The organism is Ktedonobacter robiniae (genome assembly GCF_016587375.1).
Classification (GTDB): domain Bacteria; phylum Chloroflexota; class Ktedonobacteria; order Ktedonobacterales; family Ktedonobacteraceae; genus Ktedonobacter; species Ktedonobacter robiniae.
In genome coordinates this window covers 2,067,697-2,081,971 of record NZ_BNJG01000002.1, presented here as the reverse complement: position 1 = coordinate 2,081,971, position 14,275 = coordinate 2,067,697, and the positions used below count along the sequence as shown (strand labels likewise).

Genomic DNA, 14,275 nt, shown 5'->3' with positions numbered 1-14,275 from the left:
CTTGCCGACGTGTGCTTCTCGCCTCAAGCGGACTGAGAGGTCAGGATAGGTGTCATTTTGTCCATGGAAGATGTCGCAAACAGGACAAGACGGCTGGAAGAGTCGCAGTTTTCCTTAAGGGTTATATGGCGGTGCCCCTGTTGGCCGATACTCTAGAAGCAGGACGCGCCCATCAAGAACCCTGGACGAGAGTAAGTCGAAGCCGGTGTCTGGCAGCCCTTCAAAGGTCGGTTCCATGCCCGTTTGCGGCAGAACCAGGGGGCAGACGACGAGTTTGAGGCGATCCACCAGGCCAGACGCGAGCAGTTGCCGGACCAGCGACATGCTACCCAGGGTCCGCAACTCGGGGCCGTCTGTGCGTTTCAGTTCGCGCACAAAGCCCACCAAGTCATCGCGGACGATTTTCAGCCCCGGCCAGTCTGTCGCCTCCAGGGAGCGCGAGAACAGCCAGCCTGGCGTTGTTGCCATCCTTTGCCATCCTTCGTCCCGCACTTCGGCGGGTATTCCCTCCATAGCCTCGTAGGTCCGACGTCCGATGAGCATCCGATGCGGAAGCGCCGTGTTGGTCTTGATCCAGTCGGCAAAATCGGGACCCAAATAGCCATAATAAGCAGGTGAACGCTGACCTCGGGCAAAGCCGTCGAGACTGATGATGAGTTCACACACAAGATCGGACATGTATTCCCTCCATAGCAGTGCAATCATGCACGAGACGAACAGTGACCCTGGCATTCGACAGTGCAGGGCGGAGCCATTCATCCGCCACCTGATCGCGTTTCGATTGAGTGCGATCTGCCAGAAAAACTCTGGCTCCTTCGCGAGTATATCCGCGTGTGATGACGCAGACCTTGGATTCCAACGACACAGACATTTCCCTCTTTCATTTGCTGAAATCGAGTGTTGTCAGCAACATCTGCATCTTACGCCAGGGTGGGTACTCACGTCTTGAAAAAAACGGCAAATTATCCTGGCAGGACGTGAGAAGCCACTATCTCACCAGGGGTATAGCCCAGGAAGCGCTTCAGTGAGTGGGTCAGGTGAGATTGATCGGCGTAACCCAGTTCATGGGCAGTGTCTCGAATGGGATTCCCCTGGCGGAGGAGTTCCACCGCACGTTGAGCGCGTTGTATCTGGCGGATGTGATGTTGTCCTAGCCCAGTGCTGTGTTGGAATCGGTATCGTAGGGTACGAGCCGAAGTGGGAGCCAGTTCGTCACGGAGCGCCGCTTCTATGAGTGGATCGCAGGTCACCGCGCCTGTTCGCACCAGATGTTTCACGAAGGTCTCTGCGTTTTCAAAGGTTGGGATTTCCCAAACTTTACTCTCCAACCAGAAATTGTCCCCGCTGCCTTCTGGCAGGGTTATCTCCCGATTGAGGGTGTCTATTGCAGGCAGATGGGGCAGAAACGTCCCGACCTTGAATCGTATCCACAAGGTCTCTGCCCCTGCCACATAGCTGAGCGGCCTTGCCGCCTCCAATGCGCCCACGACTAAGGTTCGCAGGACACCTTCGTGTCGCGTAAAGATGAGATGCCAGTTATATCCTGCCGGACGCATTGTGAGACCATCCGCAACCGTATATCCATGGGCGACCCACTCGATATAGGGCGACTCCACAAAGCGTTCTTCAGGGATAATGATCATACCAATCCCTCCATCTACTTGAAACAGTTATTCTAGTTCACGATTGGCTTCACCACAAGGTGATATCAAGTGAGCTTTGAGTTTGTTCAGCCACACTTCATCTTCGCGAGCGTAACAGAAAAATATATTGATAGGCATAGGGCGAGGCTCGTTGTGCTGCATTGGATATGGTCTCCTTCCTGGTTAGTCAGAGATGTGACTTTTTTCATTTTGCGCGAACTGAACGATTCATTCATACTTATTACCTCTTGTGCTGTGTATACCAGTCTTTCGTATGAGACAATCATGCCATCACCCATCGTTTGGGCAACACGTTGTGTCCGTGAGATTACGTCTGTTGTGGGTTGGCTGGTGCCGCTTCTCCAAGGCTATCGCGCTTCGGTTTCGCGTTCCTGGTCGTGTGCTTGTCCGTTTTGGACGAGCAGGTTTCGCTTCTTCGGTCCTAGCCTGACCACTCTCCAAACTGTCCAAATCGGGGTCATAACATTTTTTCGTACACTTTTCCCCACTAAGCTTTCCCGAGACTCCAATTGTTTACGCTAATGACCTGGCTACCTGGTAATTTGGGCGAAGAGCGGATCTGGCACACTTCTGGTGATGGCTGAGCTAACTGGTACAAAGCGAGAAAGAAACGGATGGGAAGCTGGCCAGTTACTAGGGCAAAGCGCTTGGCGGGTAATCTGGATCAAACGTATAGTCGTATGCCTCCATATCACCTACGGCCTTCGCAATAAACTCCTGGAAACTGGGGGCAATGAGATCGGGTGTTTGAAGTGCGTGAGGGGCAAAAACAATCTGCCCAACCTGACCTCCTGGGCCAGGCACCATATCCAGACAGAAAAATTCACTTCCATATCCACCCCAGAGAAACGGAATTCGCTGAGGGCGCCACAAAAAAGGTTGAACTGGCCAGGTACCATCATTGCCGTCGTAGTGCTTTGTTCCCGGCCTGGCTAGTGCCACTACCTCGCGCAGAATGCCTATTATCTGGTCGAGGGAGAGTGTTATATGCTCGCTACATCCGAGAGGAGCAAGTAAACACCCCCCGTTATGCAAGCGGTAGAACGTTTTGAAGTCCTCCGGAAGGGGAACGCCGAGTGCTTCTTCTGCCTGGAGCAGTTCCTCTTCAGAAGCCCCTGGACGAAGCAGGTCCAAGAGGTGATGTGAGTGGATGGCGAACCCCTGCTCAATCCGCTGCCACAGGATGCTCATCGATTCCATCATCTTTCTGCCTTTCTTTTGCCGCGTCAAAGGACCGCGTGCCTTTCCTCCACTGTTCTTTTTCAGAATGCGCAATGTGGTCATGTTCTCATCAAAACAGATTTCTTACAACGCATGGAGAACCCGTTGGCGCAGCAAAGGAAATGCTGCTCGGCCATAGCCCATTCGTTTGATCAGCTTGAGCTTGTTCACTTTTCCTTCAACGAGACCGTTGCTGTGAGAAAGAGTCAGCCCTGCGACAACTGCCGCTTTATCACGTTCGATGCTGGCCACAAAACGCTGCAACTCGCTGATCTGGCTGGCTCTGACTTTCTCAAGCCAGGCGTCGAGATGTTCTCCTGTGCGAGTGCGTAACAGAGAAGCAAACTGCTGAACCAACTCATACGCCTGTTTCATCTCAGCATGTAGAGACCGAAGCTGGGCAAGTGTTTCTTGTTCATCCGACTCCAGTTTACCAGGACAGTGAAGAAAAAGGAAAACTGCCTGCCGTGCCATCACTGGAGGGCGTGGAAGCTGATCAGGAGCCTCTTGGTTCTTCCTTCCCTCTGGAAGGAAGCGAACCAGCTGCTCATAGACTGACCAATAGGAGTGAGTGTAGCCGCGGGCGACGAGTTCCCGATACAACTGAGCAATATTGTGACAGCCAGCCTCCCATCGAGCGCTCAGATAGGACCAGTGTGCATCAAGCTCCATCTTGCGTGGACGCGGTTGTTGTTCTGGGAACGCGCCACAACTCAACCATCGCGAGACCGTAGAATGAGCGACTCCCACCCGCTTGGCGATAGCCGTCTGCGAGAAGCCCTGTTTGCGTAAGATTACAATTTGCTCGTATTTCGCCAGGCGCTCTTCTCGCTTCGCCCGGCTCAGTTCGGCTTGCTTTGGCTTCAGCTTCGGCGGATGGATGGGGTGCGAAGTTTCGGGAGGAGTGGCTCTTGACTCCTGGGTTACGCGGTTGCGATGAGCGGCGAGATGACGCGCCAGAACTCCCTCCAGAGCCTCACCCAGGTTTTTCAAGAGATGAAACCTGTCCGCACACTGTCTGGCCTGGGGAGCGCCGTTCGCTACCGCAGAAGCATAGTCTCCACCACGGTCCCGACTCACCAGTTCAATTTCTGGATGTGCGGCCATCCAGGCTGCAGTGGTTTCTACTTTTCTATCAGGCAACACATCAAGCACTTGATGGCTGCGCATATCTACCAGGATCGTCCCGAATGTGCGTCCACGCTTGAACGGTCGGGTAAGGGAACGATGTTGCCATCGTCCCCTTACCCTAAGAACCGTGCGGGCTGCTTTCGCAGCACACAGCTCAAGCCTCTCATTTCGCCCGTTTCACCGGACGCGGTTTCTCCACATGTAAACCCTGGCTATGAACTTGCTGATGACAGGTGGGATGAAGCAAAACTCGATTTTCTGCCCGATCTGATCCTCCTTTGGATCGCCAAAGGACATGATGGCTGTGCCATCCCGTGATTTTGGTGATCTTTTGCTGACAGATTGGGCAGAGGCCCCCTTGTTCTTTCCAAAGGTGCAGCAGCCATCATTTTCCCTTGAGCGTGCCGACCATCTGCACATCAAGCCGTTTCTCGAAGTAGGGTTCCCAGGCAGGATCGTAAGGATTGGCCTCAGCACGAATTTTCGTGTGTCGCTCGATACGAATCGAGTCGGCAGAATGTAGGCGAACCACTCTGATCTGCCCTTCCTCGCCTTTGAGGATTCCTGTAAACACCCAGCGATTCGGACCAGTGGACGGCCAGTATTTCTCTTTGATCCACCAGCGCGTTTTGTGTGGGTGCCTTCGTTGCGCCCAAACCCACAAGGCTTTGAAGATTTCATGATCGACCGCATGAAACACGTCCTTGCTCACCGCATGGCGATGATACAAGGCCCATCCGCGAATCTGCGGGTTCAGTTCGGCGATCAATTCTCCTGCCGTCAGGTTTCGACTTTTCTTGATGTGTTTTCTGATCTTGGCAAGGAATGCCTTCACATTCTTCTTTGAAGGAGTAATGAAGAACTTGGCCTCCTTTCCTTTTTGGTACTTGCGTACCGTTTGCCCAAGAAAGTCAAACCCTTGCTCGATATGCGTGATGACGGTTTTCTCAGAGGAGAGTTGTAACCCCCGTTCTGAGAGGAACTGCTCTACAAGAGACATCACTTCTTGTTCGAGAAGCTCTTTTGAAGCTCCTGTAATGCAAAAATCATCCGCATAAAGGATCAGGTTCACTTTGGTTCGCTTGGCCTCCCTTCCCTTCTTTGGGAAGTGAGCAGCCAGCAGTCGTTCCAGCCCATCGAGGGCCATGTTCGCAATCACGGGTGAGCAAATTCCTCCCTGGGGCGTGCCTTCTTCCGTTGGGAAGAGGCGGCGATTTTCCAGGTATCCAGCTTTTAACCATTTCGCAAGCATAGCTTTGTCCATTGGAATATGGGCTAGGAGCCATTCATGCGAGATTCGGTCGAAGCAAGATCGGATATCCCCTTCGAGAACCCACTGCGCCCGGTCCTTTTGACAGAGGGCAATGAAGCAGGCTTCAATCGCATCTGCTGTCGAGCGGCCTCGCCGAAATCCGTACGAGTTCGGATCGGCTGTGGTTTCCGAGACGGGATCAAGGGCCAGCAAGTACAAGGCTTGCATGGCTCGATCCCGCATGGTAGGAATCGAGAGGGAACGCCGTCCGCCGTTGCTCTTGGGGATGTACATGCGCCGTAATGGGAGCGGGTGGTATCCTCGTTGGGTGAGTGACTGGATAGCTTCTGCTTTCTGTTCCGGCGTTTTCCAGAGGGCTCCGTCTACGCCGGGTGTTCGTTTGCCAGTGTTTTCCGTCACTCGTTCAGCGGCAAGCGCCTTGCCGCTGAACGAGTGGGTCAGTAAATGTTGCAAGGCTTTCACCTTGCCCCATTTTCCGGCCTGAGTTGCCTTGTATGGTAAGCACCGTGCGCCTTAATGTATTGCTACATCAGGTCTCACTGAACTCCCCTCCGAACCGCCCATACCCCTTTCAGGGTAGACGGCTCTCCCGTTTTCCCTTCGCTTTTTCTTCTCGCTCAACGTTCCTGCGTGTAGCTCGTCATGACACTCAGCGCAGAGTATCATGGTTTTTCGGTGACGCTGAATCATCTGGCGTTCCCACGAGACCTTTCCTTTGAGGTTCCCCAATTTCCTGACATGGTGAACTTCTATCTGTCCGAGCCTTGTTCCACACCATTCGCATTGATGAGCGAGGAGGCGCTTGCCTAGCTCCGTTCGATTTCTGTACATCCATGTGTTGGGCTGGAGGTCAATCTGTCGCGACCTGCTTCCTTCTCGTTTGAGTTGGCGAGTTGAGGAGACCAACTCATATTCTTTCGTTGGCTTCCCTTCCCTTTGCAGCGTCATGACATATCGTCCTGCTCCTCTCTTCAGGCTTTTTGCTACTTTCTTGACACTACTCTGCCGTTTTCCTGCTAGAGTACGGAAGAAGCTGCTCGTAGTGAGCCAGAGCACTTTGTCGGCTACCTCAACAAGATTGTCGGCGAGGGCATAGTATCCCAGAAACCCTCTGATTTCTGCGTTGTACATCATGAGGATTTCCAGTTCACTGAGTCTGAGTAAGCTGTTTCGATGCTTGCCATGCCAGTTCCTTGTGTCTCCATATTGTTTTGCAAACGCCATTGTTTTGTTCCGAGGCATGAGGAACCGGAGTTGATAGGTTCCAGTGCGTTTCGTAATCACCTGGCCCTTTTTTGTTCGGAAGCGATAGATGCGTTCTCCAGCCCAACGTTTGATGTCATATCCCAAGAACCGAACTCGTCGCTTCGAGTTGGTAATCAGCGTCTTTTCCGCTGATAACTCTAGCTGAAGTTCTTCCTTGAGATATGTCTCTAACCATTTCTTGAGGTCCACAGCGTCGGCTTTACTGCCGATGACTCCTGCGAGCCAATCGTCGGCGTACCGCACGAAATGAAGTCGTCGATAGTCTGGGTCTTGAGGATCTTTGGCCTGCGTTTTGAGCATGTCCTTACGGAGTGCTTTGTAGCGCGTCCAATCTCCTGTCTTCCTCGCCTTCTTCTTGGCCCTGGCGACCTTTGCACTGATTTGTTGGTACTCTTTCGTTCTCTTCCTGTCTGCGCCCTGGTTGAACTCGGCGATCTTCTTCGCCATTGTCTGATCCAGCTCATTCAGGTAGATATTGCTGAGTAGAGGTGAGAGATTGCCTCCTTGGGGTACCCCTGAGTACGTCTGGTGATACCTCCAGTCTTCGACGTAACCCGCTTTGAGGAATTGCCCTATGAGGTGAAGGAAACGCTTATCGGTGATACGCTTACTCAGAATGGTAATTAAGGTATCGTGGGAGACGTTGTCGAAGAAACCCTTTATGTCTCCCTCTACCCACCATCTCACACCATACATCTCATTCTTGATTTGCTCCAGAGCTGTATGACAACTTCGTTGTGGTCTAAAACCATGTGACATCTCTGAGAATGTGGGTTCGTAGATGGCTTCCAGGATGAGCTTCACGACTGTTTGAAGCAGTTTTTCCTGAAAACTGGGTATTCCGAGCGGCCTGGGCGTGCCATTCGCTTTTGGGATATATGTCCTACGGACAGGGCGTGGTGTGTACCGCGATGCCTTTAGATCAGCAATCAGATCGGTAATCAACTTGAAACCAGCACCGTCAATGGTCTTCCCATCTATTCCGGCAGTCATGTTCCCAGGCTTGGGAGCGATACTTTCATATGCCAGGAGCCACAATTCAATGTTGTAGAGCTTTTGAAACAGCTTGTCGAATGTGACTGCTGGCTTTTTTGCCATTACGCGAAGTATCGCAAGCAACGTATTCGGTTCTTGCACTGTGTGCTCCTCTCTCGTTCCTTGCCATTGGAAAACCTGCGCCCCTTCGCCCTGCACGCCGCTTTCCGGCGTTCCGTGGATGGGTCGTTCCTCTCCCATCGACTACTACGGACGCTCCGTGATCTGGTCTGATCTTCAGGTCCCTCGACCATAGCGAGGTGTCACCTATGACAGCTCGCTTTCAGACTCGGATCATCCCCGTTTAGCCGTCAATCCAGATGCTTCTGATGTAGGTGTCCTGTTTGAACCTTTCACCCTTTATTGGGGGTGCGTCTCCTGGGTGGGTATCGCAATGTATCGCGCAAATCATCGCGATCCAGGAGAGAATGGGCGTCACCAGCTTCCCATCCGGTACCCGTTGTCCCGCTCGGTTCTGGGTTTAAAGCAGTCTAGCTTTTCACCATGTCAAAATTGCTCTGAGAGACTCGCCCGCTTGCTGGAGCCTGCGTTCTCCCTTCTCATGCCATGCTTTAGTCCTCTTCAGCCTTTCGGCTTCGGAGTAAGGCACTGAGCAACCCCCATTCCCACAGGGGGTAGGGTCTGAGACCCCGCTGAATTGATGGCCTGTTACGGGCGCACCGCGATACGGGTTTGGAGCCGACGAACATTGCGTTCAGCTTCTCGCCAGTTGATCTGGTGCCAAGCGACGGGTATGTCGGTGGTCGCACCAACAGAGGGGGCCGAAGATTGCCCTTCGGTCGTTTCCGTTGTCATCTGCTTTACCTCCTTGATCGGTTCATCAAACGCTCTCGTGCTGAAAGACCAGAGGGAAGTCTGCTCGCTTTCGCGTGAGGGGATATTGCACCCTCTATCCATCCCATTACAGGTTGGCTTTTGCTTTTTCCCTCATCCTCTGCCGACCATACCATCGGTCTTTCTTGCGAAAGGCTTTCCTGGTATCCAGGGGCACGATCGGTTTACCACGTTCCGCATGGGTACCATGCATGGGTTAGGCCCCGCCTCTCCGCCGGTGATCGTTGTGTCTGCGTCAGGAGAACTTCTAACCCCTGAACCGACCACGTACCTTTTGGTCAAGCTTGCCAGCACCTTTAGCTTGTTATCGATGACGGCGTTTATCAGCGATTCACTTTCGATTAGCCATACCATGCCTCGCCCTAGCTCCTAACCGCATGATGCTAGCAGTCGCCTCCCTTCCTCACGGAAGCGAGGCCACCCTTACGGGTGCGGCTACATTGTCCCAGGCGCTCTTGATTCAGCCTGGTAGGGCACTGGAGGCAGAACTCCAGGTAAGATTCTCCTTTCGAGAGTCCTTACGGCTACACATGCAGCTTCGTGTCGCACAGAAATCATCAATGCCAAGCTCGATAACCTGTCCTACTGGATCGGTTGGCAAAGCCATAATACGCCGGAGAATGGTCTGGCGAGAGGTTTGCATGACCAAACGATCTGTCACACGCACCCCGAGCCTGCCGCCGGTAGCAAGACCAATGATCTGCACAATCTGAAACAGACGTTTGGTCATGCGTGCAAAGGGGTCAGCGAAGAACGACAGACGCTCCGCAAAGATTTTTCGAGCGCAGGTCGTCTCATCGCAAAAGAACTTGCGCACGTGAACGAAGAGACGCACTTGTTGTCCGCTACAGGGTAAGTCTGCTATCTGGCGCCTGTAGTGACTATGGACCCGTGTGGCGGGTGTGCCACAGAGCGGGCAACGTGGGTTGAAATCGCTGTGATGGTGAGCACTTCATCAATTATCTCGATTCCGGTGACTGCGAAGCCTTCTGGGAGAGCAGCAACTCGCTTCACGTCCATCTTCACTAGATCCTTCTACAAAAAGTTCCTTCTTTTCACGTAGAACGATCTATCAATGCGTGAGTAGCAAGTAGCCTAAATCACCAAGAGTGTGCCAGATCCCACGGGATGCGCAACGAGATGGCAGCAAGCGAACAATGAAATAATGGAAGAGTTTGTTGGGAGCAGACAGGGATTCCTGCCCCTCAAGATCAGCTCAGAGGGAAGATGGCATCTTGCTCAAATTACCTGTTTGTAAGCTCATTCCTCCTGCATTACTTGATGGCGAGAAAGGCGGGGACGCCTGCGACGGTCACACGCAGTTGCGGTGGCCCCCACCAGGCATTACAGGCGAGCCGGTCGGGCCACCTCCAGCGGTAATGCGAACGCACTTCACGAGGGGGACGTGGTGGTGGAAAAACCTTCTCAGGACACTCGACAAGCGCGATGATCTCAGCGTGTTGACGACGCCAATGGATGGTCCAGGTGCGGCGAAGCGCTCGACCTGCGACATCCACCCATCGTATTGGTCCGAGAAGGACAGGCTTTTGCTCACACACAACCGAGGTAGGTGGGGGCAAGAGGCGACGGACAGCGCTAACCCGTCGAGCACGATTGCCTTTGGCTCCTTTTGCCAGGCATTGTTCTCGTAGAGAACAGCACTGACAGTCGGTCTGATAAGCGAGGTAGACGGCGCGCTGAGTGAAAGCATTTTCCTGCCGCACTTCGCTCAACCACAAATTCGCTCCCACTGGACAGCGAAGTTTCCCATCCTCTTGTAGAGTAAAGGCATCGGCCCCGAAGCGTCCAGTGGCTTGTCCAAATGCTGCAGCCCACTCCCACGGCCCATACTCCTCAACTGGCTCTTCAAGGGTGAGAAGCACGGGGGGTGTCTTTTTTCGGGGACGCCCACTCGATCTCGCGCAACTTAGCTTTTTGCATAGCCTGTCCAAGTGAGAGCCGGAGGTTCCACACCCATTGACACGCAATCTGCCAGAGCTCTTGTCCGCACTCAGTGTAGGAACACCAACGGTCGGGATCTTCTTCGACATCTTCATCCGCAAGCACCGCCTCAAAGGCCCCCCGCCCATGATAGAGGTCGAGGACATCTTCGACAAGGAAGCCATCGATGGGCAGGGTTGTGATGAAAACCTCATACACCCACTCACCGATGCACTTGCCCACTGACACCCTCTTGCCTGGTTCAGGGGCGCGGTGTCGAGCCACAATGACGCGCGTTTGAGGCACGTCTCCATCCAATTGGAGCCAGCCGCCGTCAAACAACTCGACGACCTCATCACTGTTCACTCTGCTCACACTCGCGGTTGGTGGGTGAGCCAGCACATATTGGATCTGTGGGTGCTCCAGGACGCGATACCCTCTCGCTCGTGTCACCAGATGCACGCCTGCTGCAATCAGTTGAGCAATGGCGACGGTATCACCATATTGCCCGTCGAGGCGAACGAGAGCAACCTCTGGAGTGAGGGCAAAAAGTCCTAAGTAGGTTGTGATAGCTTGAAGCGCCAAAGCAAGTTCTCCTTGATAGTCGCCATTGCCTCGGCCTGCATAGGTGCCGATCCATTGACGGGTATGCATCTGAAGCGCGACGGTACGTGTGCGTACCACCTCCCCTCGTTTCCGCCCCGTGTAGCCTGGTGCACAGACCGCATCGAGTCGACGTCGAGGGGGAGGCAGGCTTGGATCACAGGGCAATCCTCGTTGCCGTGCGGCCTGACGTGTAGCATCGACATCAAAGACGAGGTAGCGGCGTCCCTGCCGATCCCAGATCCCACCGATGGAATCGTTCGTCCATCCTTCCGCAAAGCTGTGCTGCTCGAAGAGGGTACGAAACGCTTCCAGGCAGGGACGGTCGACGCTCGCCAGGAAACGACTCAAGGTGGCACGATGGGGAAGCTCAGCACGTCCAAAGAGGGCCATGAAGGCTGGCCCAAAGGGAGCGACACGTTCAAAGAACGCCAATAACGTTCGTTCTCCACTCATTGCATACCCGAACAGAAGCGCGAAAAAATCAATTGGTTCATAGCTGCCGAAGCGTCCACGTACCAATTGGATGTGATGCGCAAAGGCTTCTAGGAGTCCTTTCGTGGTGAGATGCTGGGACACAATGACGACTTCGGCGAACCATGCAGGGATAGAAGGGCGATCCACAGGAGAGGTTTGAACTTCTATGCTCGCGTTCGGTATCATACCCAAAGAGACCTCCTCATGAGAGTGTGTTTTGTTGTTCTCTCATTAAAGGTCTCTTTCTCGTTCCACTGCTAGCTTGCTGTCAGCTCGTTGCGTATCCAGTGGGCAGATCCGAAGAGCAAGCAGGTTTTAAGGTGAAGAGTGAGCAATCAGCGCGAAGCATGAGTAGTGATGGGGGAATGTCTGAAAAAACCGCTCCCCATCTGGTATACTTCTCCTGAACGTTGTAAATTGCGTCTTCAGTCTCAGACTGACTGTTGGACGCTCCATAGATCGCTCTGACAGGCGAGATGCCAAAGCCCCAAAGCTCTCTTGTTGGCGAACGAGAGACAGAACAGGGCACACGAAGAACAACAAAGGCAAGGAGTCATGATCTCTTGGTGATCTCCTTACTCATCTTTGACCCAGGAGGAAATTTCAATGGGAGATGATCTTGCGGAAAGATTGGATGTTTCATCTCTGACCGATGCTCTTGCCACGACATTTCGTTCGCTGCCTCAGGTCCTCGCTGTTGTCCTGGCTGGTTCTCGTACAAGCGGGAAAGCTGATAGCCGCTCGGACGTGGATCTCTACGTCTATGCGGACAGCCCCCCTTCTCTTGAAAAAGGGGAAGCATTGCACGCGCTTGCTCGTCAGCTCTTCTTTGGCCGCTTGGGGGAACTGCGTGATCGAGCCCTGGAGGACCAGATCCACCGGGCTTCCTGTCTGCATCTGCTCGTTGCAGCCGTCGCAGCCTGGAACACGATTTATTTGACCGAAGCCTTTGCTACATTGCGCAAAGGTGGTGAGGACATTGCAGAAGCAACACTTGCTCACATTGCCCCATTGGGCTGGGAACATATTAATCTGATTGGGAATTATCATTTTGCGCCGCAGCCGGGACGCTCGTTAGAAAACCTCCGGCCTTTGCGTGTAGTAGAGTCAAAAGAAGAAAAAGAAGCCACCTCCTGGGTGGCTTCTTAAAGCTCCACAGTGCGTGTCAAATACGTTCGCAGCCTGTTGAAAAAGCCTCCAATGGATGAGCATATCCTACGATATCACTACCATTTATGCTCGAAGCAGCATGCCCCGTGCCGGGACACCACCAGGGATGAAAGAGGATATACTGGAGAGATCGCGGCCAGGTGAGAACGGACGCCCAGTTATGAACATGAGCGTGAGCCCGAAGCTGTCTCCAGGTACCCGTTTGCACCGCCAGTTGTCGCTCTTTTCCAGAAGCACGTAGAGGAATCTAACCTCACAGGCCGGGTACTTCCTGGTCGCTGATCGCTAACCATTGACCACAGCGTATCAGAAGGAGGAACCCTGATGGAAGTCCTGTATCGAAGCTGTTGCGGGATTGATGTCCACAAACAATTTCTGGTGGCATGTTTGCTCGCTGTCGATGAGAAAGGACAGCAACACAAAGAGCTGCGGCGCTTTTCGACGATGACGAGTGAATTACTCTCGTGCGTTGACTGGCTGAAAACAGCGCGGTGCCAGGCCATCGCGATGGAGTCAACCGGGGTGTATTGGAAGTCCCCTTTCAACCTCATGGAAGGGCACTTTGAGCAGGTCATGATTGTCAATGCCGAACATCTCAAACGCGTTCCAGGTCGCAAAACCGATAAAAAGGATGCGGAGTGGATCGCCGAACTCTTGCAGTTTGGGCTCCTCAAACCCAGCTTTATCCCGTCACCCCAACAACGAGAGCTTCGTGATCTGACCCGTCTGCGCACAACTCTGATCGCCGAGCGAACCCGGCTGGTGAATCGGCTCCACAAAACGCTGGAAGATACCAATCTGAAGCTCTCGTCCGTGTTGACGGATATCATGGGGAAATCAGGACAGCAGATTCTCTCGGCTCTCCTTCGCGGAGAGGAAGATCCAGCCGTGTTAGCAGATCTGGCTCTGGGACGTGCGATGAGCAAACGTGACGCGCTGGCACAAGCGCTGCGTGGACGCCTGAGGGACCATCACCGCCTCCTCTTGCAGGAACTGCTCTCCCTGATCGAGCGACATGATCGGGGAATTTCGCGCCTGGACAGGGAGATTGAGGAGCGCTTGCGCCCTCAGGAGGCGTTGATTCAGCGGCTCGATGCTATTCCTGGATGTAGCCGTCGAATCATCGAAGTTCTCCTGGCTGAGATAGGCTCGGATGTGTCTCCTTTTCCGGATGCCGCTCACCTCGCCTCCTGGGTGGGCATTTGTCCTGGCAATAACGAGAGTGGAGGCAAACGCAAAAGTGGACGCATTCGCAAAGGCAATCGCTGGATTAAAGCGATGCTGGTTCAAGCCGCCAATGCCGCCGCTCGAACCAAGCACAGCTATCTCTCGGCACAGTATCATCAGATTGCTGCTCGTCGTGGCAACAAACGTGCTGTCGTGGCGGTGGCTCACAGCATTCTGGTGATCTACTATCACATGCTCACGACTGGTGAGCCCTATCAGGAAAGAGGAGCAAACTACTTTTCGGAATTAGATCGCAAGCATGCTGAGCGACGGGCAACCAGGCAGCTTGAACGGTTGGGATATCAGGTGACGCTGACCCCTACTCAGATCGCTTAATCCTGCTTCCAGCATACGAGCTTGCGGATGAGGTTCTCTTGGGTCACTTGACCCACAGGGGGGTGTTTTTGTCTCT

The 14,275-nt window shown here is 53.6% G+C and carries 10 protein-coding genes and 3 pseudogenes; 2 read left to right on the top strand and 11 right to left on the bottom strand.

Annotated elements, in window-relative coordinates:
- Window positions 1-114: 114 nt before the first annotated feature.
- The 11 genes and pseudogenes from JMJ04_RS29965 to JMJ04_RS29915 all read right to left on the bottom strand — a co-directional run bounded on the left by JMJ04_RS29965 (window position 115) and on the right by JMJ04_RS29915 (window position 11,652).
- A complete protein-coding gene (locus JMJ04_RS29965; RefSeq protein ID WP_201374038.1) occupies window positions 115-678 on the bottom strand; it encodes a dihydrofolate reductase family protein in 564 nt (187 codons plus the stop codon).
- A 284-nt stretch (window positions 679-962) separates the two neighbouring features.
- Complete coding sequence (locus tag JMJ04_RS29960) at window positions 963-1,643, bottom strand: helix-turn-helix domain-containing protein (RefSeq protein WP_201374037.1); 681 nt, start codon at window positions 1,641-1,643, stop codon at window positions 963-965.
- A 654-nt stretch (window positions 1,644-2,297) separates the two neighbouring features.
- A complete protein-coding gene (locus JMJ04_RS29955; protein ID WP_201374036.1) occupies window positions 2,298-2,867 on the bottom strand; it encodes an SMI1/KNR4 family protein in 570 nt (189 codons plus the stop codon).
- A gap of 102 nt (window positions 2,868-2,969) precedes the next feature.
- Window positions 2,970-4,094 (bottom strand): annotated as a pseudogene (locus tag JMJ04_RS29950) (ISL3 family transposase); the annotation flags it as partial.
- 85 nt (window positions 4,095-4,179) lie between these two features.
- Entirely contained in the window at window positions 4,180-4,335 is a 156-nt protein-coding gene (locus tag JMJ04_RS29945; RefSeq protein ID WP_236038632.1) for an HNH endonuclease, read from the bottom strand.
- A gap of 66 nt (window positions 4,336-4,401) precedes the next feature.
- Window positions 4,402-5,772: pseudogene (gene ltrA, locus JMJ04_RS29940) on the bottom strand (group II intron reverse transcriptase/maturase); the annotation flags it as partial.
- Window positions 5,773-5,802: 30 nt separating this feature from the next.
- On the bottom strand, window positions 5,803-7,692 hold the full coding sequence (locus tag JMJ04_RS29935) for a reverse transcriptase/maturase family protein (RefSeq protein WP_201374034.1): 1,890 nt from the start codon (window positions 7,690-7,692) through the stop codon (window positions 5,803-5,805).
- Window positions 7,693-8,259: 567 nt separating this feature from the next.
- The gene (locus tag JMJ04_RS29930) at window positions 8,260-8,406 is read right to left on the bottom strand and encodes a hypothetical protein (RefSeq protein ID WP_201374033.1); all 147 of its coding nucleotides are present in this window, start codon (window positions 8,404-8,406) and stop codon (window positions 8,260-8,262) included.
- A gap of 577 nt (window positions 8,407-8,983) precedes the next feature.
- A pseudogene (locus JMJ04_RS49010) lies at window positions 8,984-9,465 on the bottom strand (transposase family protein); the annotation flags it as partial.
- A 254-nt stretch (window positions 9,466-9,719) separates the two neighbouring features.
- Complete coding sequence (locus tag JMJ04_RS29920; RefSeq protein WP_201374032.1) at window positions 9,720-10,328, bottom strand: hypothetical protein; 609 nt, start codon at window positions 10,326-10,328, stop codon at window positions 9,720-9,722.
- A complete protein-coding gene (locus tag JMJ04_RS29915) occupies window positions 10,312-11,652 on the bottom strand; it encodes a hypothetical protein (protein ID WP_236038504.1) in 1,341 nt (446 codons plus the stop codon). The genes JMJ04_RS29920 and JMJ04_RS29915 overlap by 17 nt, the downstream gene beginning before the upstream one ends.
- A 420-nt stretch (window positions 11,653-12,072) precedes the next feature.
- On the opposite strand from JMJ04_RS29915, the gene JMJ04_RS29910 reads away from it, so the two are divergent.
- Together JMJ04_RS29910 and JMJ04_RS29905 are read left to right on the top strand one after the other, a co-directional pair.
- Entirely contained in the window at window positions 12,073-12,615 is a 543-nt protein-coding gene (locus JMJ04_RS29910) for a Tn3 family transposase (protein WP_201374031.1), read from the top strand.
- Window positions 12,616-12,960: 345 nt separating this feature from the next.
- A complete protein-coding gene (locus tag JMJ04_RS29905; protein ID WP_201371172.1) occupies window positions 12,961-14,199 on the top strand; it encodes an IS110 family RNA-guided transposase in 1,239 nt (412 codons plus the stop codon).
- Window positions 14,200-14,275 lie beyond the last annotated feature (76 nt).